Raw genomic sequence first — 18,393 nt, forward strand, 5'->3', positions numbered from 1 at the left:
TCCGTCCCTTGACCCGCGTTTTGGGCGCGCGGATCCGTAACCCATCCGTAGAGGTGTTCGCTACGAACGCCTCGTGTGACGGGATGTGATGAGGGGATGGGCCGCGTGCGGTCGAAGAGTGGGGGACGGGTGGAGGCCGACGAGCTCCTGGTGCAGGTGGCGGCAGGTGATCAACGGGCCTTCGAGGAGCTGTACGGACTGGTGTCCGGGCCGGTGTTCGGACTGGTGCGCCGCGTGGTGCGCGACCCGGCGCAGTCCGAGGAGGTGTCCCAGGAGGTGCTGTTGGAGATGTGGCGGTCCGCCGCCCGCTTCGACCCCGGCCGGGGCAGCGCCCTGTCCTGGGTCCTCACCCTCGCCCACCGCCGGGCCGTCGACCGGGTGCGCAGCGCCCGCGCGGCCGGCGAACGCGAGCAGCGCGAGGCCCGCCGCTCCCACCACCCCGCCTTCGACCAGGTGACCGAGGAGGTCGAGGCGGGCCTGGAACGGCAGTTGGTGCGCCGCTGCCTGGACCGCCTCACGGCGCTGCAACGGCAGTCCGTCACCCTCGCCTATTACGACGGCTATACGTACCGTGAAGTGGCCGAGCGGCTCTCGCTGCCGCTGGGCACGGTCAAGACCCGTATGCGTGACGGACTCACCCGGCTGCGCGACTGCCTGGGAGGTGTCGCATGAGCGTTCTCGCCCGACTGTTCGGCCGGGGGGATCTCCACTCGCTCGCGGCCCCCTACGCCCTGGACGCCCTCGAACCCGCCGAGCGCCGCCAGTTCGAGAAACACCTCAGGGGCTGCGACCGCTGCGCCGAGGAGGTCCGCGCGCTGACCGAGGACGCGGTCCGGCTGGCCTGGTCCACGGCCGCCCAGCCGCCGCTCGCCATGCGCGACCGCGTGCTGGCCGCCGTACGGCAGACCCCGCAGGAACCCGGACCGCTGCGGGAACATGTGCGTGAACCACAGGCGCGGGAGTACACGCCCCGGCTGCCGGCACATGTGTGGGGCACAGAGCCGCAGGCCTCGCGCGCCCGCGTGCCCCAACGGCGCCCGTTCTTCGTGCCGTTCGCCACCGCGACGGCCACTGCCGCCCTCGTCGTGGCCTCGCTGTTCGCCGTGCAGGCGAACAAGACACAGGACAAGCTGGACGCCGCGCAGTCGCAGTCACGTGACATCGCCCACGTTCTCGCAGCTCCGGATGCCCGTGCGACCACCGGCGCGGACACCGCCGGCCGGAGCATCGGCGTGATCGCCTCCGCCTCGGAGGGGCGCGCGGTCGTCACCCTGAGCGGGTACGGCGCGCTGCCGAGCGGGCGCGTGCATCAACTGTGGCTGATGCGCCCCGATGTGCAACCGCGCTCCCTCGGGCTCTTCAAGGACGACACGCCCTTGGTCGCCACCGGACTCGACAAAACTGCAACATCACTCGCAGTGACCGTCGAGCCCGACGGAGGCTCAGCACAGCCCACGACGCAGCCAGTTGTCCAACTCGCCCTGAAATCGGTTGGATTCGGAGAGTAATCAAGGAGGGGTCGTCAACACCCTTACGGGGAAGGTGAATCCTGAGACCTCGATACACGAGTGCTCGGTTGGGGCGATAGGGTTACCCTGCCCGGGCCGGGTGGACTCGTACGGGTGGGGAGTGACATGGAACAGATAGTGCGCAGCAGGGCAAGGGTCCCTGCGATCACGTGCGGGAGCAGCGCGACGAGTTCGCGCCTCGACCGCCATCTCTCGGTGCTGGGCGGCCCTGTCGTCCCGCAGCGCGAGACGGCAGAGGCGACCTCGCTGATGCGTGAGCTGACCTCGCGTGACACCACGCAGGAACGCAGCGCCACAGGTACCCGAGTGAGCCGCGTCAAGCTGTTCGCGCCACTGCGCAGGCTGCGCCGTTCGCTGTTCGGCGGGCGCTGAGCAAGTCCTCGGCGTCCCCGGGGAGTTCCCGGGGGCCCGCGCTCAGGCGACCACACCGTCCCGGCGCAGTGCTGCGATCTCTACGTCCGCCATCCCCACGGCACGCAGCAGCGCCAGGGTGTGCTCCCCGAGCGCGGGCACGTCGCCCATCCGCGCCTCGCCTCCGCCCGGCAAGGTGATGGGCGGCAGCAGCGCCCGCAGCGGCCCGACCGGCGAACCCACCTCCCGCCACCGCCCCCGGGCCGCCAACTGCGGATGCTCCGCCAGCTGTTGCACGTCCCTGAGTCGCGCGCAGGCCACACCGGCGCGCTCCAGCAGCCCCACGGCCTCGTCGGCGCCGAACCCACCCAGCGCCGCACCGACGAGGGCGTCGGTGCGCTCCCGGTTCACGACCCGCGCGGCATTGGTGGCGAAGTCGGGATCACTCCCCAACTCCGGCCTCTTGATGACCTGTTCGGCCAGTCGCCGCCACTCCCGGTCGTTCTGCACCGACAACAGCACCTGTCCGCCGTCCGCCGTGGGATAGGCGTCGTACGGCGCGATGACGGCGTGCGCAAGTCCCGTGCGCGCCGGGGGAGTTCCACCGTGCATCGCGTGATGCAACGGATGCCCCATCCACTCCGCGAGCGCGTCCAGCATCGACACCTCCACCGGCCCGCCACGCCCGCTCACACCCCGGCGCACGAGCGCCGCGAGCACACCGGAGAAGGCGTACATGGCCGCCGCGATGTCGGCGGCCGGAATCCCCGCCTTCACGGGCTGCTCCGGCGTCCCGGTCACCGACACCAGCCCCGCCTCGCACTGCACGAGCATGTCGTAGGCCCGCTTGTCGGCGTACGGCCCCGACGCCCCGTACCCGGAGATGTCCACGGCGACCAGCCGGGGATGCGCCGCGCACAGCGTCGCCGCGTCCAGCCCCAGCCGTGCCGCTGCTCCGTGCGCGAGGTTCTGTACGAACACGTCCGCACCGGCGACGAGTTGACGTACGACGTCCAGCCCGCGCGGATCCTTCAGATCCAGTGCGATGGACTCCTTGCCCCGGTTGCACCACACGAAATGCGAGGCCAGACCGCCGGCCGCCGTGTCGTAACCGCGCGCGAAGTCACCCCCGTCGATCCGCTCGACCTTGATCACCCGGGCGCCGAGATCGGCGAGTTGGCGGGTGGCGAAGGGGGCGGCGACGGCCTGCTCGACGGCGACGACGGTGATGCCCTCCAGGGGGAGGGGCTGGGGCGGGGGCACGGGCAAGGGCTCCATGCCGGGGATCATGTCCCGCGCCTGACACCTTTGTCATGGGGGGAGCATGATGCGTATGGCTGATGCACCGATCCTCGCCGCTCCCGGAGGCGCACGTGTGTGACCCTCACGACCAGCACGAACACGAGACGACGACCGCGACCGACCCGGTGATGGCGGCCTCCGCCCACGTGACCGCGCCCACCTACGTCCCGCCCGCGGGCCTGGCCCGGGAGAGCCCCGCCAAGACGGCCGCGCTGGACTGGATCGCGGAGCACACGGACCGGATCACCGGCCTCAACTCCGAGATCTGGGAGCACGCCGAACTCAGCCTGCGCGAGTGGAAGTCGTCGCTCGCCGAGGCAGCCTTCCTCGAACAGGCCGGATTCCAGGTCGAGTTCGGCACGGCCGGCTTCCCCACGGCTTTCACCGCGACCTTCTCCCACGGCACCGGCGGCCCCGTCCTCGGCTTCAGCGGCGAGTACGACGCGCTGCCCGGCCTCTCCCAGCACAGCGGCGTCGGTCACCACGACCCGCGCGAGTACGTCCACGACCCCTTCGCGCCCGGCTACGGCCCCGGCCACGGCTGCGGCCACTGCGCCCTCGGTACGGCGGCGGCAGCTGCCGCCGCGGCCGTGGCACAGGCGGCGCAACGCCACCAACTCCCCGTCACCGTCAGGTTCTTCGGCTCAACCGCCGAGGAGAACCTGATCGGCAAGACCTACGCGGTCAGCCAGGGCGCCTACGACGGCCTCGACGCCTTCCTCGACTGGCACCCCTCGACCTCCAACGCCACCGGCTGGGGCACCAGCACCGCGATGACGGCGGTGACCTTCACCTTCCTGGGCGTGGCCGGGCACGGCGGCCACGCGCTCGGCAACAAGAGCGCGTTGGACGCGGCCGTGATGATGGCGACCCTCTCGGAGTTCCTCCGCGAGGAGAACCTGGCGCCGAGCGGACGTCTCCACTGGGTGATCAACAACGGCGGTGACATCCCGAACGTGACCCCCGAGATCGCGGAGATCAGTTACTACGTCCGCGAGGGCAGCCCCGCCCGCGTCCAGGTCCTCCTCGACAAGGTGATCGCCGTCTCCGAGGCGGCGGCGAAGGCCTCGCAGACGTCGGTACGGCACCGGATCACCGCCGCCTGCTGGAACCAACTCCCTTCCCGGGCCTTCGCGGAGCTGATGTACGACAACATGCGTCAGCTCGGGCCGCCCGAATTCACCGAGGAGGCGCAGCAGTTGGCGCGGGACCTCCAGGAGTCGCTCGGGCTGCCGCAGCGGGGCCTGCACACCGAGATCGCCGAACTCACCCCGCCCAACCCGGTGTTCCTCGGCGGCGGCTCGACGGACGTCGCCGACATCAGCTGGAACGTCCCGACCGTCTCCATGGGCGCCGCCCTCGCCCCCATCGGCAGCAAGCTGCACACCTGGGCCCTCACCTCCTGCGCGGCGTCGGCACCCTGCCGGGCGACCGTCGTCGCCGCCGCCCGCTACCTCACGGCGACGGCGATCGACCTCCTCACCCAGCCGGAACAACTCAAGGCGATCAAGGACGAGTTCAAGCGGCGCACGGAGGGCGTCACATGGCGGACGGCCCTGCCCGACGGCTACGAACCGCCCATGTACGAACCCCCTGCGTGGTTCCTGGAGCGGACCGGCCAGACCTGGCCACCGGACAACATCACCTGGCCGCCCCAACAGGTGGTGTCCCAGGAGAGGTTCTCGTCGCTGGGTCCCGAACTGCCGCCTCAGTGGTAGCGGTCAGATCAAGGCGAACTGGCCTTCCGGGCCCTCTTCGTGGTGGTCAAGGACTGATGCGGGGTGGCGGGTCCACTCCGGTGGCGGGAGGACGCCCGCCTTGCGCAGTTCCGCCGCTGTGATCGGGTCCGTCACCTCCAACTCCTCCTGCTGTGGTCGCAGTTCCGCCAGCAGTGCCAGGACGGTGATCAGCTCCAACAGCTCCGACGTCCACGTCTGCTGCCAGGTCCCCGGACGGATCGCCGCCAGGGTGCCCGGATCGGCTTCCGCCGTGCGGGAGTTGAACCACTGCTCCAGTACCCGCACTCCGCTCACCTCGAAGTCCCAGGACTCGGGGGGTACCGGGGAGATGCGGCCCTCGTCGAGGTGGAGGGTCTCCTCGTCGCGGTCGTAGTGGAGGGTGAGGGGAAGGGGTGGGAGCGGGGCGCGGACGTAGGGGCGGCGGCCGCCGGGGAGTTTGGGGCGGTCGCCGTTGCGGCGCATCAGCCAGAGGAGGCGGTGGCCCAACTCGACGCCGTGTGCCCAGATTTCGGGGTTCCGGGTCAGGGGTACCGCCGGGCCGGGGCGGGCCGTCGTCACCGTCCAGGCGAGGACGTCCGCCGGGGTGGGGGAGTGGCCGAGGTGGGTGGCGAGGTGGGCCAACAGGCCCGGGGCCAGGTTCGGTTCCTCGGCCGCGGGGCGGCGGTAGAGGGGGCGGACCCGGCCGGGGCGGAGCAGGGGGAGGACCGAGGACGCGAGCAGGAACGGGCCGGAGGTGCCGGGGACGACCGGGGTCTCCACCACGAAGATCTGGCGTTCGTCCGCCACCCGCCACACCTCCGGGCGGGCCGCGTCGATCAGGCGGTGGTCGGGGATCAGCCACTGCTCGTCGAAGGGGGCGTGCAGGACGCGGACCGGTTCCGGGCAGGGGCCCGTGGCGCGGATCAGTTTCTCCGTGCCGCTGGGCTGGCCGGGGAGCTGGGACACCGCCGAGTGCAGCGTGCGTGAGCGGGTCGGCTCGAACAGGGTTTCCCGGTCCGGGACTTCGACCTTCACCAGGGCGTCCCAGCGCGCTTTCAGGGTTGCCGCGTCGGGTGCCGTCGGCCACCCCCGGCCGAGCCGGATCGGTGCGACGGACCACGGCATGAGGTCCGCGAGCAGCGGAGCGTCGTCGTGCGTCACGCTGGGCATCGTACGACGACGTCAGTTCGCGGCGTCGAGGGTGACCGAGAAGGAGAACCGGTCGCCTCGGTAATGGATGACTGCCACGTCCAGGACCCTGCCCTGTGTGTCGTAGGTGATGCCCGTGTAGTGCAGGATCGGGCTGAGGAGCGGGACCTGGAGGAGGCGGGCGGTCTCCGGGTCGGCGAGGCGGGCCTCGACCGTGTCCGTGATGCGGCTGATGTCCGCGCCCACGACGTCCCGCAGGACCTTGGTCATCGGCCAGCGGATGAGGTCGTCCAGGTCGAGGCGGTCGGCCAGTTCGGGGCGGATGTGGTTGCGGGCATGGTTCGTCGGTTCGCCGGTCCTCTCGTCGCTGCGGAGGCGGTGGTACGTCGCCACCTCGGTCAAGTCCGCGAACTGGTCGGTGAGTTCGGGTGGCACCGGCGCCTTGCCGTGGTCCAGGAGTTCCGTCGTCATGCCGGACTGCTGGGCGACGATCGCGTCCACCGAGCCCAACAGTCGTACCGGGGTGGCCCGCTGGACGTCCGGCTCGATGAACGTGCCCCGGCGGCGGTGCCGGGTGATCAGGCCCTCGGCCTCCAACTCCTTCAGCGCCTGCCGCATGGTGAGCACGCTGACGCCGTAGTGCCCCGCGAGTCGCTCCTCCGTGGGCAGCCGCAGCGGGTCCCGGGGCGAGCGGCCGAGTATCGAGGCGCGCAGGGACTGCGACACCTGGTACCAGAGCGGCAGCTTGCGGTTCAGGACGATCGAGTCCGGGGCGAAGGAGGTCACGGGGCCATCCGTACCGGTAGGGAGGCATCGGTGCAAGGGACGTGAACCGGTGGGGAGTTGTCGGTGTGCGGGGTGCCGGTCGGCGGCGAGGGTCATTGCGAGGGGCGGAAGTGGCGTTGCAGGCCCTGCCACACCTCGTCGTAACCCCGCTGGAGGTGATCGGCGTGCGCCGCCTGGGCCGTCGCCGTCACCGGCCACCGGGTCTCGAACATGAACGCCAGGCCGTCGTCGATCTTCTGCGGGCGCAGTTCGGCGGCGCTCGCGCGGTCGAAGGTCTCCCGGTCCGGGCCGTGCGCCGACATCATGTTGTGCAGCGAGCCGCCGCCCGGCACGAAGCCCTCGGCCTTCGCGTCGTAGGCGCCCTCGACGAGCCCCATGTACTCGCTCATCACGTTCCGGTGGAAGTACGGCGGCCGGAACGTGTCCTCGCCCACCAGCCAGCGCGGCGCGAACACCACGAAGTCCACGCCGGCCAGGCCCGGGGTGTCCGACGGGGACGTCAGGACGGTGAAGATCGACGGGTCGGGGTGGTCGTACGAGATGGAGCCGAGCACATTGAACCGGCGCAGGTCATAGGCGTACGGCACATGGTTGCCGTGCCAGGCGACGACATCGAGGGGCGAGTGGTCGTAGGTCGCCGTCCAGAGGTTGCCGCAGAACTTGTTCACCACCTCGACCGGGCCCTCGACGTCCTCGTACGCGGCCACCGGTGCCCGGAAGTCCCGGGCGTTGGCGAGGCCGTTGGCGCCGATCGGGCCGAGGTCGGGGAGGTGGAAGGGTGCCCCATAGTTCTCGCACACATATCCGCGGGCTGAATCATCCAGCAGCTCCACACGGAAGCGCACCCCACGAGGGATCAACGCCACATGTCCCGGCTCCACATGGAGGAGCCCGAACTCCGTGCGCAGCAGCAGCCCGCCGCGCTCCGGGACGATCAGCAGCTCGCCGTCCGCGTCGCTGAAGACACGGTCCATCGAGGCGTCGGCGTGGTAGAGGTGCACGGCCATGCCGGTGCGCTGGGTCGCGTCGCCGTTGCCGCCCAGGGTCCACAGGCCGGCCAGGAAGTCGGTGCCGGGCGCGGGGTCGGGCAGCGGGTTCCAGCGCAGGCGGTTCGGATCGGGCGCCGTCTCCGTGAAGGGCGCCGTACGGATGGAGCCGTTGTCGGCGCGGGTGAACGCGGGGTGCGCGGCCGAGGGGCGGACGCGGTACAGCCACGAGCGCCGGTTGTGCGCCCTCGGCTCGGTGAACGCCGTACCGCTGAGCTGCTCGGCGTAGAGGCCCAGCGGTGCGCGCTGCGGGGCGTTGCGGCCCTCGGGCAGGGCGCCCGGCACCGCCTCCGAGCTGTGTTCGTTGCCGAAACCGGTGAGGTAGGTCAGTCCCTCGGCGGCCTTGCGTGCGTCCCCGCTCATGCCTGCTCCCTGCCGTCTGATTCCTATGTAACACCGTAGGATTGCGGTTTCGTGGGCGCAAGAGGGCGGGGAGGGGTCGGCCGGAAAGAGGAGGGCGCGGCCGGAAAATCCGACTCGCGGAGACCAAGAACCAGCCTCCAGGGGGATCCGGCTGTCGGACCGGTGTTCTACTCTCCCCCGCATGTCGTGGTCGCGCGCTGTTCTCACCGCGCTCGCGGTCTGTGCCCTGCTGCTGGCCGGATCGGCGGGCTGCGGCTCCCGTGATGCCCATGCGGGGAAGGGTGACCGGGTGTCGCCGTCGCCGGTGGGCAAGGTGCTCGACGAGACGGACGGGCAGGGCCGGCACTACCGCGAAGTGGACAAGAAGGGCGCGCCGGAGGTCGGCATCGAGGTGGAGCCCGACGCCGCGGACGACAGCTGGGACGTCACGCTGACGTTCCACGACTTCCGCTTCTCGCCCGCCGGCGTGAGGCCGGTCGCGGTCGCGGGCCGGGGAACCGTCCGGCTCCTCGTCGACGGCCGCACCGTCGCGCGGCTCCGCGTCCCCGAGTACCACCTCGCGGCCGACCTCGTCCCGCACGGCACCCACCACGTCACCGCGCGCCTCTACGCCGACGACGGCACGGTGTGGGCCGTGCACGGCAAACCGGTGCAGAGCACGGCGGACATCACGGAGTCGGCGCCCCAGGCCACGCCCGACGGCAGCAAGGTCGCCGGCTCCACGCCGGCGCGGGGGGCGATATGAGTGCTGTGGACACCCAATTCCGTACTCAGGTGCGAGCTTCACCTGACCGCGGCGGAAAGGCATCATGAGGCCCGTGCCCCACACGACATCGCTCCGGCGTGCGCCCGTGCAGCGGCGGAGCGCCGAACGGCTGACCAGGATTCTCGACGCCTGCGCCGACCTGCTCGACGAGGTCGGCTACGACGTGTTGAGCACCCGGGCGGTGGCTCTGCGCGCCGGCGTGCCCATCGGTTCGGTCTACCGCTTCTTCGGGAACAAGCGTGCGATGGCCGACGCGCTGGCCCAGCGGAATCTGGAGCGGTACACGGAGCGGGTCACCGAGCGCCTCAAGGAGTCGGGCGCCGAGGGCTGGCGGACGGCGGTGGACGCCGTCCTGGACGAGTACCTCGCGATGAAGCGCACCGCGCCCGGCTTCTCCCTCGTCGACTTCGGCAACCAGATCCCCATCGGCTCGGGTCACGCGGAACCCAACATCCGCGTCGCCGACCGCCTCACCGATCTCCTCTCCGGCTACCTCGCCCGCGAGCCCGACGAGGATCTCCGCCGCACCTTCCTCATCGCCGTGGAAACCGCCGACGCCCTCGTCCACCTGGCGTTCCGGGTCGCCCCCGAGGGCGACGAGAAGGTCATCGGGGAGACGCGGGAGTTGCTGCGGGCGTATCTGGCACGGGTGTTGGACTGACCTGCGGCCGGGCGGCTCGCCCCCGCCCGGGTCCTGGACCGGCCGGCGGTCCGCCGTCCACGTGCGGTGGGTTTCCGACCTCACCCCCAGTTCCCCCTCGCCACCCCCCATACCGCTCGGTATGCTCGCCGCCAAGAGGCAACGACGCCCCCTGGAGGCCCCGTGTCCCGCACCGCCCTGCGTATCTGCCCCCTGTGCGAAGCCACCTGTGGGCTGACGCTGACCATCGAGGGCACCCGGGTGACCGGTGCCCGAGGGGATCGCGACGACGTGTTCAGCCGGGGGTTCATCTGCCCCAAGGGCGCCTCCTTCGGAGCCGTCGACAGTGACCCGGACCGGCTGCGCGGCCCCCTCGTCCGTCGGGACGGCGAGCTGCGCGAGGCCACCTGGGAGGAGGCGTTCGACGCGGTCGCCGCGGGCCTGCGCCCGGTCGTCGAGCGGTACGGGCCGAACTCCGTCGGTGTCGTCCTCGGCAACCCCAACGTGCACACGATGGCCGGTGCCCTCTACCCGACCGTCCTGCTCGGCGCCCTCGGCACCCGCAGCGTCTTCACCGCGTCCACGGTCGACCAGATGCCCAAACACGTCTCCTGCGGTCTGCTCTACGGCGACGCCAACGCGATCCCGGTACCGGACCTCGACCACACCGACCATCTGCTCCTCATCGGCGCCAACCCCCTTGAGTCCAACGGGAGTCTGTGCACCGCCCCCGACTTCCCCGGCAAGCTCAAAGCCCTCAAGGCCCGCGGCGGCACTCTCACCGTCATCGACCCGCGCCGCACCCGCACCGCCAAGCTCGCCGACCGTCACATCGCGGTCCGCCCCGGCACCGACGCCCTGCTGCTCGCGGCGATGACCCACGTCCTCTTCGACGAACACCTCGTGGAACTGGGGGAGTCGGCCCCGCATGTGGAGGGTGTCGAGGAACTTCGCTCCGCCGTACGGGACTTCACCCCCGAGGCCGTGGCCGGTGCCTGTGACGTGGACGCCGACGAGATCCGCGCCCTCGCCCGCGAACTCGCCGCCGCCCCAACTGCCGCCGTCTACGGCCGTATCGGCAGCTGCACCGTCCCGCACGGCACCCTCGCCAGCTGGCTCGTCGACGTCCTCAACATCCTCACCGGCAACCTCGACCGGCCCGGCGGTGCCCTCTTCCCGCAGGCCGCCACCGACCGGACACCCCGGCCCGCCGGACCAGGCCGCGGCTTCGCGCTCGGGCGCTGGCGCTCGCGGGTGAGTCAATACCCGGAGGCGAAGGGGGAGTTGCCGCTCTCCGCGCTCGCCGAGGAGATCGACACCGCGACCGCCGAGGGCGAACCGATCCGCGCGCTCATCGCCGTCGCCGCCAACCCCGTGCTCTCCGCACCGGACGGCACCCGCCTCGACAAGGCCCTCGACTCACTGGACTTCATGGTGAGCGTCGACCCGTACCTCAACGAGACCGCGCGCCACGCCGACGTGGTGCTGCCGCCGCCCCCGCCCTCCCAAAGCCCGCACCACGACTTCGCGTTCAACACCCTCGCCGTCCGCAACCAGGTCCGCTACACCCGCCCCGCGATCCCGCTGGAGCCCGGCCGGATGGCCGAGACCGAGATCCTGTCCCGGCTGATCCTCGCCGCGAGCGGCATGCACGGCACCGACCCCGCCGCCGTGGACACGATGGTCATCGACCAGACCCTCGGCAAGGCCGTCACGGACCCCAACTCGCCCGTCCACGGCCGGGATTCGAGTGAGGTGGCCGCCCAACTCACGGGCGACACCGGCCCCGAGCGACGGCTGGACATGATGCTGCGCCTGGGTCCCTACGGCGACGGTTTCGGCGTACGACGCGACGGGCTGACCCTTCAGCGACTCCTCGCGCACCCGCACGGCATCGACCTGGGCCCGCTCGCCTCCCGTCTGCCGCAGCCGCTCAAGACCCGCAGCGGCAAGGTCGAACTGCTGCCGCAGCCGATCGTCGACGACCTGCCCCGGCTCCGCCAGGCGATGAGCGACCGTGCCGACGGGCTCGTCCTCGTCGGCCGCCGGCATCTGCGCTCCAACAACAGCTGGATGCACAACGTGCCCGCCCTCACCGGCGGCACCAACCGCTGCACCCTGCAGATCCACCCCGACGACGCGGAGCGCCTCGGCGTGGTCGACGGAGCGCCGGTCCGGGTGAAGGGCGCCGGGGGAGAGGTGACCGCCCCCGCCGAGATCACGGACGGACTGCGCCGGGGTGTGGTGAGCCTTCCGCACGGCTGGGGCCACGACCGTCCCGGCACCCGGCTCAGCCACGCGGCCACCGATCCGGGCGTCAACGTGAACCAGCTGCTCGACGGCAGTCAGCTCGACCCGCTGTCGGGCAACGCGGTGCTCAACGGAGTGCCCGTGGAAGTCGCCGCGCTCACCGCACCGCTGTGACCTGGAGTTCTGCGCTTATTGCTCGCGCGTCAACATCTTGTTAACGCGGCTTTGCGCGACCTAACGTCGTCGGACCGCCGTCCCTGGTGGGAGTTCAAAGGCGAACGTTAGGTGTTCCACTCATGCTGACCATCCTCGGGTTCACCATGATCGCGACCTTCCTGGTCCTGATCATGCTGAAGAAGATGTCGCCGATCGCGGCGCTCGTGCTGATACCGGCGCTGTTCTGCGTCTTCGTCGGAAAGGGTGGCAAGCTCGGCGACTACGTCATCGACGGCGTCACCAGCCTCGCGCCCACCGCGGCGATGCTCATGTTCGCGATCGTCTACTTCGGCGTGATGATCGACGTGGGTCTCTTCGACCCGATCGTGCGAGGGATCCTCAAGTTCTGCAGGGCGGATCCGCTGCGCATCGTCGTCGGTACGGCGGTCCTCGCCGCGATCGTCTCCCTGGACGGCGACGGCTCGACCACCTTCATGATCACGGTCTCGGCGATGTACCCCTTGTACAAACGCCTGAAGATGAGCCTCGTCGTGATGACCGGTGTCGCCGCGATGGCCAACGGCGTGATGAACACGCTCCCTTGGGGCGGCCCCACCGCCCGCGCCGCGACCGCCCTCAAGGTCAGCGCCAGTGACATCTTCGTCCCGATGATCCCGGCGCTCGCCGTGGGCATGCTGGCGGTCCTCGTCCTCTCCTACGTCCTCGGCCGCCGCGAGCGCAAGCGGCTCGGCGTGCTGACACTGGACGAGGTGCTCGTGGACGAGCCGGAGACCGAGACGGTGCTCGTGGGGGCGGGCGGCGACGGCATCAAGCGTGCTCCCACCGGCAGTTCGGGCGCCGGCACCGACGCGGACGCCGAACTCCCCGACGAGGACGAGGGATTCCAGGGCCTCGACCCCGACAGGGCGACCCTGCGCCCCAAGCTCTACTGGTTCAACGCGCTGCTCACGGTCACCCTGCTCACCGCCATGATCATGGAGTGGCTGCCGATCCCGGTCCTCTTCCTGCTCGGCGCCGCCCTCGCCCTGACCGTCAACTTCCCCCACATGCCCGACCAGAAGGCCCGCCTCGGCGCCCACGCCGAGAATGTCCTCAACGTCTCCGGCATGGTCTTCGCCGCGGCCGTCTTCACCGGCGTCCTCCAGGGCACCGGCATGGTCGACCACATGGCGACCTGGCTGGTCGGCAACATCCCCGACGGCATGGGCCCGCACATGGCCTTCGTCACCGGAGTGCTCAGCATCCCGCTCACGTACTTCATGTCGAACGACGGCTTCTACTTCGGCATCGTCCCGGTGCTCGCCGAGGCCGGCAACGCCCACGGCGTCTCGACCCTGGAGATCGCCCGCGCCTCGCTCGTCGGCCAACCGCTGCACATGTCCAGCCCGTTGGTGCCCGCCGTGTACGTCCTGGTCGGCATGGCCAAGGTCGAGTTCGGCGACCACACCAGGTTCGTCGTCAAGTGGGCGGCCCTGACATCGCTCGTCGTCCTCGGGGCAGGAATCCTCTTCGGAATCATCTGACCCACATCATCCGACCCGGCATCATCCGCTCCACGGGACAAGGGACTTCGGCATGGCGCCCGGCAGGAACCGCGGCTGGCTGCTCCGCCTCGTCATCGCCTTCAGCTTCACGCAGGGGGCGGTGTCGATGGCCCGCCCCGCCGTCTCCTACCGGGCCCTCGCGCTCGGCGCCGACGAGCGGGCGATCGGCGTCATCGCGGGCGTGTACGCGCTGCTCCCGCTGTTCGCCGCCGTACCGCTCGGCCGCCGCACCGACCACGGCCGCTGCGCACCCCTGCTGCCCGCCGGCGTGGTCCTGATCTCCGGCGGCTGCGCACTGAGCGGACTCGCCGACTCCCTCTGGGCGATGGCGATGTGGAGCGGCGTGATGGGCCTGGGCCATCTCTGCTTCGTGATCGGCGCCCAGTCGCTCGTCGCCCGCCAGTCCGCCCCGCACGAACAGGACCGCAACTTCGGCCACTTCACCATCGGCGCCTCCCTCGGCCAGCTCATCGGCCCCATCACCGCGGGCGCCCTGATCGGCGGCTCCGACATGGCCGGCACCAGCGCGCTCGCCCTACTCGTCGCGGGCGCGGGCGCGGCCGTGTCGTTCACGTCCCTGTGGCGCATCGAGGACCGCGGGACCGCCAAGTCCCGTACGGAGCAGGGCGACCGCGTGCCCATGCGCAGCATCCTGGGCGCCCGGGGCGTACCCGCGGGCATCTTCATCAGCCTCTCCGTGCTCTCCGCCACCGACATCCTCACCGCCTACCTCCCGGTGGTCGGCGAGCACCGGGGCATCGCGCCCTCCGTGATCGGCGTCCTGCTCAGCATCCGCGCCGCGGCCTCCATCGCGTGCCGACTGGTCCTGACCCCGCTGCTCCAACTGCTGGGCCGGGCAGCCCTCTTGACCGCGACCTGCCTCCTGGCAGGCGTCCTGTGCGCGGGCATCGCCCTGCCGGTCCCCGTCTGGGCCGTCGGCCTGATGCTCGCGATCCTGGGCTTCTGCCTCGGAGTCGGCCAGCCCCTCTCCATGACGACGGTCGTCCAGGCCGCCCCCGACGACGCCCGCTCCACCGCCCTCGCCCTACGACTGACCGGAAACCGCCTCGGCCAGGTCGCCGCGCCCGCCGGTGCGGGACTCGTCGCCGGAGTCGCGGGCGTGGCCGCGCCGTTCGTGATGCTCGGTGCGCTGCTGGTGCTGTCCGCGGGCGTCGCGCTGCGCTCACCGGCACGAACGCCCCGCGAAGGGGTCGCAGTCGGCGAAACCTCGAAGGCGCGCAACCGGGTGCGGTGAAGCGGTACTTGGCCTGAATGCGATCGTCCGTTTTCTCACCACCCGGACCGACACGCCCGATCCCGTCCGGTCTCTTCCCCCCGGTGCGCACATTCCGTTAGCTTCCGTGACTCACAAGCCTCGTACGGCCCGTACGAGGTGACCGGACCGCGGAGCACCGTCGCCCAAGTGAGCCCCCGGGGGCACTCGTCATGACACGCGCCATCTCCCTGCACGACGTGAGCAAGGCCTACGCGCGAGGCCCCCGCGTGGTGGACCGGCTGTCGCTGGACATCGCGCCGGGGGAGTTCCTCGTCCTGCTCGGGCCGTCCGGGTGCGGCAAGTCGACCGTGCTGAGGATGATCGCCGGCCTGGAGCAGATCACCGAGGGCGAGTTGAGACTCGACGGCGAGTACTCCAACGAACTCGCCCCGTCCGAACGGGACATGGCGATGGTGTTCCAGAACTTCGCCCTCTACCCGAGCATGACCAGCCGCGACAACATCGGCTTCCCGCTGCGCATCGAGACCCCCGGCGAGGACCCGCGCGCCCGCGTCGACGCCACCGCCCGCATGCTGGGCATCGAGGACCTCCTGGAACGCTTCCCCGGCCAGCTCTCCGGCGGCGAACGTCAGCGCGTCGCCATGGGCCGGGCCATCGCCCGCCACCCCTCCGCGTTCCTCATGGACGAGCCCCTCTCCAACCTCGACGCCAAACTCCGCAACCACCTCCGCGCCGAAATCTCCTCCCTCACCCGCAAGTTGGGCGTCACCACGGTCTACGTCACGCACGACCAGGCCGAGGCCATGTCGCTCGGCGACCGGGTCGCGGTACTGCGCGGCGGAGTGCTCCAGCAGGTCGGCACCCCGCGCTCGGTGTACGCCCTGCCCCGCAACGTCTTCGTCGCCGCGTTCATCGGCACCCCGCGCATCAACCTCCTGCGCGGCCTGGTCCGGGCCCCGTTGGACGGTGCGATGACCATCAGCCTCGGCAAGCAGTACCTCCGGCTGCCCGAACCCCTGTGCCTGGACCACCAGTTGCTCCGTGTCCAGCAGGGCCGCGAGGTGATCGTCGGTCTGCGCTCCGAGGCCATCCGCATCGCCAAGCCCGCCGCCGCCCGCCCCGGCGAGGTGGTGATCAGCGGCCTGGTCGAGCACGTGGAGTTCCAGGGCCACGAGGTCCTCGTCCACTTCAACACCGGCTCCCGGCCCGCCGTCGTACCGGAGTTGGAGGCCCCGCGCCCCGCCCGCCCGGTCCGCCGCCGCAGACGCGAGGGCGGTGTCCTGGACCGGCTGCGGGGACGCGCGGGCGCGCTGCGCGCCGGACGGGTGGGGGTCCTGGACCCCTCGGCGGCCCCGGAATCCGACCCCGTACCGCCCGAGGGCCGCCTCCCCGGCGACCTCGTCGTGCGCACCACCCCCGACATCGAACTCCGCTACGGCATGCAGGTCCCGCTCCTCGTCGACATCGCCCACCTGTTCGTCTTCGACCAGCACGGCGAACGGATCTCCCCGGCCCCGGCGCGGCTGCCCGACCTGGAGGAGTGACGCCCGGTACGGATAGGTGCATGACCCTGCACTTCACCCGAAACCGGGCAGCCCTCGCGACCGTCGGCCTCCTCCTGGCGGCCGCGACCCCCACCGCCTACGCGAGCCTCGACGCGGAAACCGCTCCCGTGCCGACGCGCGGAACGCCGTACGTCGAGACACAGCTCTTCTTCGGTACCGAGCGGCCGGACGGCGGACCGGCCGTCACCGACCGGCAGTTCATGGCCTTCGTCGACAAGGAGGTCACGCCGGACTTCCCGAACGGGCTCACCGTGCAGAACGGGCGCGGGCAGTGGCGGGACGCCAACGGGACGATCGAGAAGGAGCGGTCGTACGAGCTGATCCTGCTGTATCCGGTGACAGCGGCGGGCGCGAACGACCGGAAGATCGAGGAGGTCCGGCGGGCGTACGAGAAGGCCTTCGGGCAGGAGGCGGTGGCTCGGGTGGACGACCGGACCCGGGCCGATTTCTGAGGTGCCCGCTCCCCGGCTGCCGCGGTCTCCGCGCGTCTGTGACCCGGGTCTCTGGCGCCGGAAAACTAACATCGCTAGTTTGTGAGGCGGACGACGACGTCACGCCCGGGAGGCAGCACGATGAAGGCACACGACGGCATGTACATCGACGGCGCCTGGCGCCCCGCCGCGAGCGGGGAGACCATCGACGTGGTGAACCCGGTCGACGAGCAGGTGATCGACAGGGTCCCGGCCGGCACCGCCGCCGACGTCGACGCCGCCGTACGCGCCGCCCGTGCCGCCCTCCCGGGCTGGGCCGCGACCCCACCCGCCGAACGCGCCGCCCAACTCGCGTCACTGCGGGACGTGTTGGTGACGCGCAAGGACGAGATCGCCGAGACGGTCACCGCCGAACTGGGCTCACCGCTCGCCTTCTCGCAGGTCGTCCACGCGGGCGTGCCGATCGCGGTGGCGGGTTCGTACGCCGAACTCGCCGCGACCCACGCCTTCGAGGAGAAGGTCGGCAACTCGACGGTCTACCAGGAGCCCATCGGCGTGGTCGGTGCGATCACCCCCTGGAACTACCCCCTGCACCAGATCGTCGCCAAGGTCGCCCCCGCCCTCGCGGCGGGCTGCACGGTGGTGCTCAAGCCCGCCGAAGACACCCCGCTCACCGCCCAGTTGTTCGCCGAGGCGGTCGACGAGGCGGGCATCCCGGCCGGTGTCTTCAACCTCGTCACCGGCCTCGGCCCGATCGCCGGCCAGGCCCTCGCCGAACACCCCGGCGTCGACCTGGTCTCCTTCACCGGCTCCACGGCGGTGGGCCGCCGGATCGGCGCGACGGCGGGTGCCGCGGTGAAGAAGGTCGCCCTCGAACTGGGCGGCAAGTCCGCCAACGTCATCCTCCCGAGCGCCGACCTCGCCAAGGCCGTCAACGTCGGCGTCGCCAACGTGATGTCCAACTCCGGCCAGACATGCAGCGCTTGGACCCGCATGCTCGTCCACCGCGACCAGTACGACGAGGCGGTGGAACTGGCGGCGACGGCCGCCGCCAAGTACGGCGCCCGCATCGGCCCGGTCGTGAACGCCAAACAGCAGGCCAGGGTGCGGAGTTACATCGAGAAGGGGGTCGCGGAGGGCGCACGGCTGGTGGCCGGCGGCCCCGAATCCCCGTCCCGGCAGGGCTACTTCATCAGCCCGACCGTCTTCGCCGACGTCACCCCCGACATGACGATCGCCCAGGAGGAGATCTTCGGCCCGGTCCTCTCGATCCTCCGCTACGACGACGAGGACGACGCCGTACGCATCGCCAACGGCACGGTCTACGGCCTCGCGGGCGCGGTGTGGGCCGGCGAGGAGGCCGAAGCGGTGGCGTTCGCACGGCGGTTGGAGACCGGGCAGGTGGACATCAACGGCGGGCGCTTCAACCCCCGTGCGCCGTTCGGGGGTTACAAGCAGTCGGGCGTGGGCCGGGAACTGGGCGCGCACGGTCTGTCCGAGTACCTGCAGACCAAGTCCCTTCAGTTCTAGCCCTGCCAG

General features: G+C 71.1%; 16 protein-coding genes. 12 read left to right on the forward strand and 4 right to left on the reverse strand.

What is annotated here, in order from left to right:
* Nucleotides 1-129: 129 nt before the first annotated feature.
* The 3 genes from OG226_RS37915 (at nt 130) to OG226_RS37925 (ending at nt 1,901) form a co-directional block, all read left to right on the forward strand.
* Nucleotides 130-672: a sigma-70 family RNA polymerase sigma factor gene (locus tag OG226_RS37915; RefSeq protein ID WP_019059221.1), complete on the forward strand. Its 543-nt coding sequence runs from the start codon at nt 130-132 to the stop codon at nt 670-672.
* Nucleotides 669-1,508 carry an anti-sigma factor gene (locus OG226_RS37920; RefSeq protein WP_328684283.1) on the forward strand — a complete coding sequence of 280 codons (840 nt, stop codon included), beginning with the start codon at nt 669-671 and terminating at the stop codon, nt 1,506-1,508. The genes OG226_RS37915 and OG226_RS37920 overlap by 4 nt, the downstream gene beginning before the upstream one ends.
* Before the next feature lie 126 nt (nt 1,509-1,634).
* Nucleotides 1,635-1,901: a hypothetical protein gene (locus OG226_RS37925; protein ID WP_033286328.1), complete on the forward strand. Its 267-nt coding sequence runs from the start codon at nt 1,635-1,637 to the stop codon at nt 1,899-1,901.
* Nucleotides 1,902-1,943: 42 nt separating this feature from the next.
* Here OG226_RS37925 and OG226_RS37930 read toward each other — a convergent pair whose 3' ends face one another.
* The gene (locus OG226_RS37930; protein ID WP_329351391.1) at nt 1,944-3,170 is read right to left on the reverse strand and encodes a CaiB/BaiF CoA transferase family protein; all 1,227 of its coding nucleotides are present in this window, start codon (nt 3,168-3,170) and stop codon (nt 1,944-1,946) included.
* Nucleotides 3,171-3,253: 83 nt separating this feature from the next.
* Here OG226_RS37930 and OG226_RS37935 point away from each other — a divergent pair, with 83 nt between their 5' ends.
* Nucleotides 3,254-4,900: an amidohydrolase gene (locus OG226_RS37935; protein WP_329351393.1), complete on the forward strand. Its 1,647-nt coding sequence runs from the start codon at nt 3,254-3,256 to the stop codon at nt 4,898-4,900.
* A gap of 3 nt (nt 4,901-4,903) precedes the next feature.
* Here the strand turns inward: OG226_RS37935 and OG226_RS37940 are convergent, their stop codons facing one another.
* The 3 genes from OG226_RS37940 to hmgA form a co-directional block, all read right to left on the reverse strand.
* Nucleotides 4,904-6,070, reverse strand: coding sequence for a type ISP restriction/modification enzyme (locus OG226_RS37940; RefSeq protein WP_328684286.1), 1,167 nt, complete (start codon nt 6,068-6,070; stop codon nt 4,904-4,906).
* 12 nt (nt 6,071-6,082) lie between these two features.
* On the reverse strand, nt 6,083-6,835 hold the full coding sequence (locus OG226_RS37945; RefSeq protein ID WP_328684287.1) for a GntR family transcriptional regulator: 753 nt from the start codon (nt 6,833-6,835) through the stop codon (nt 6,083-6,085).
* Between the two features lie 92 nt (nt 6,836-6,927).
* A complete protein-coding gene (gene hmgA / locus OG226_RS37950) occupies nt 6,928-8,244 on the reverse strand; it encodes a homogentisate 1,2-dioxygenase (RefSeq protein ID WP_329351395.1) in 1,317 nt (438 codons plus the stop codon).
* Nucleotides 8,245-8,425: 181 nt separating this feature from the next.
* Here hmgA and OG226_RS37955 point away from each other — a divergent pair, with 181 nt between their 5' ends.
* The 8 genes from OG226_RS37955 to OG226_RS37990 all read left to right on the forward strand — a co-directional run bounded on the left by OG226_RS37955 (nt 8,426) and on the right by OG226_RS37990 (nt 18,384).
* Nucleotides 8,426-8,989, forward strand: coding sequence for a hypothetical protein (locus OG226_RS37955; RefSeq protein ID WP_329351397.1), 564 nt, complete (start codon nt 8,426-8,428; stop codon nt 8,987-8,989).
* 64 nt (nt 8,990-9,053) lie between these two features.
* Nucleotides 9,054-9,671, forward strand: coding sequence for a TetR/AcrR family transcriptional regulator (locus OG226_RS37960; RefSeq protein ID WP_328684290.1), 618 nt, complete (start codon nt 9,054-9,056; stop codon nt 9,669-9,671).
* 162 nt (nt 9,672-9,833) lie between these two features.
* Nucleotides 9,834-12,074, forward strand: coding sequence for a molybdopterin oxidoreductase family protein (locus OG226_RS37965; protein WP_329351398.1), 2,241 nt, complete (start codon nt 9,834-9,836; stop codon nt 12,072-12,074).
* Nucleotides 12,075-12,196: 122 nt separating this feature from the next.
* Nucleotides 12,197-13,600, forward strand: coding sequence for a CitMHS family transporter (locus tag OG226_RS37970; RefSeq protein ID WP_329351400.1), 1,404 nt, complete (start codon nt 12,197-12,199; stop codon nt 13,598-13,600).
* Between the two features lie 52 nt (nt 13,601-13,652).
* Entirely contained in the window at nt 13,653-14,876 is a 1,224-nt protein-coding gene (locus OG226_RS37975) for an MFS transporter (protein WP_329351401.1), read from the forward strand.
* 191 nt (nt 14,877-15,067) lie between these two features.
* Nucleotides 15,068-16,402 carry an ABC transporter ATP-binding protein gene (locus OG226_RS37980; RefSeq protein WP_329351402.1) on the forward strand — a complete coding sequence of 445 codons (1,335 nt, stop codon included), beginning with the start codon at nt 15,068-15,070 and terminating at the stop codon, nt 16,400-16,402.
* Nucleotides 16,403-16,422: 20 nt separating this feature from the next.
* Nucleotides 16,423-16,875 carry a DUF3574 domain-containing protein gene (locus OG226_RS37985; protein WP_329351403.1) on the forward strand — a complete coding sequence of 151 codons (453 nt, stop codon included), beginning with the start codon at nt 16,423-16,425 and terminating at the stop codon, nt 16,873-16,875.
* 120 nt (nt 16,876-16,995) lie between these two features.
* On the forward strand, nt 16,996-18,384 hold the full coding sequence (locus tag OG226_RS37990; RefSeq protein ID WP_328684296.1) for an aldehyde dehydrogenase family protein: 1,389 nt from the start codon (nt 16,996-16,998) through the stop codon (nt 18,382-18,384).
* Nucleotides 18,385-18,393 lie beyond the last annotated feature (9 nt).

The organism is Streptomyces sp. NBC_01261 (assembly GCF_036226385.1).
GTDB lineage: Bacteria > Actinomycetota > Actinomycetes > Streptomycetales > Streptomycetaceae > Streptomyces.

Bases quoted from the DNA above. Each gene is read 5' to 3' on its own strand.
- OG226_RS37920 (WP_328684283.1), top strand. From the start codon at position 669: ATGAGCGTTCTCGCCCGACTGTTCGGCCGGGGGGATCTCCACTCGCTC.
- OG226_RS37925 (WP_033286328.1), top strand. From the start codon at position 1,635: ATGGAACAGATAGTGCGCAGCAGGGCAAGGGTCCCTGCGATCACGTGC.
- OG226_RS37930 (WP_329351391.1), bottom strand. From the start codon at position 3,170: ATGATCCCCGGCATGGAGCCCTTGCCCGTGCCCCCGCCCCAGCCCCTC.
- OG226_RS37940 (WP_328684286.1), bottom strand. From the start codon at position 6,070: ATGCCCAGCGTGACGCACGACGACGCTCCGCTGCTCGCGGACCTCATG.
- hmgA (WP_329351395.1), bottom strand. From the start codon at position 8,244: ATGAGCGGGGACGCACGCAAGGCCGCCGAGGGACTGACCTACCTCACC.
- OG226_RS37955 (WP_329351397.1), top strand. From the start codon at position 8,426: ATGTCGTGGTCGCGCGCTGTTCTCACCGCGCTCGCGGTCTGTGCCCTG.
- OG226_RS37960 (WP_328684290.1), top strand. From the start codon at position 9,054: ATGAGGCCCGTGCCCCACACGACATCGCTCCGGCGTGCGCCCGTGCAG.
- OG226_RS37970 (WP_329351400.1), top strand. From the start codon at position 12,197: ATGCTGACCATCCTCGGGTTCACCATGATCGCGACCTTCCTGGTCCTG.
- OG226_RS37975 (WP_329351401.1), top strand. From the start codon at position 13,653: ATGGCGCCCGGCAGGAACCGCGGCTGGCTGCTCCGCCTCGTCATCGCC.
- OG226_RS37980 (WP_329351402.1), top strand. From the start codon at position 15,068: ATGACACGCGCCATCTCCCTGCACGACGTGAGCAAGGCCTACGCGCGA.
- OG226_RS37985 (WP_329351403.1), top strand. From the start codon at position 16,423: ATGACCCTGCACTTCACCCGAAACCGGGCAGCCCTCGCGACCGTCGGC.
- OG226_RS37990 (WP_328684296.1), top strand. From the start codon at position 16,996: ATGAAGGCACACGACGGCATGTACATCGACGGCGCCTGGCGCCCCGCC.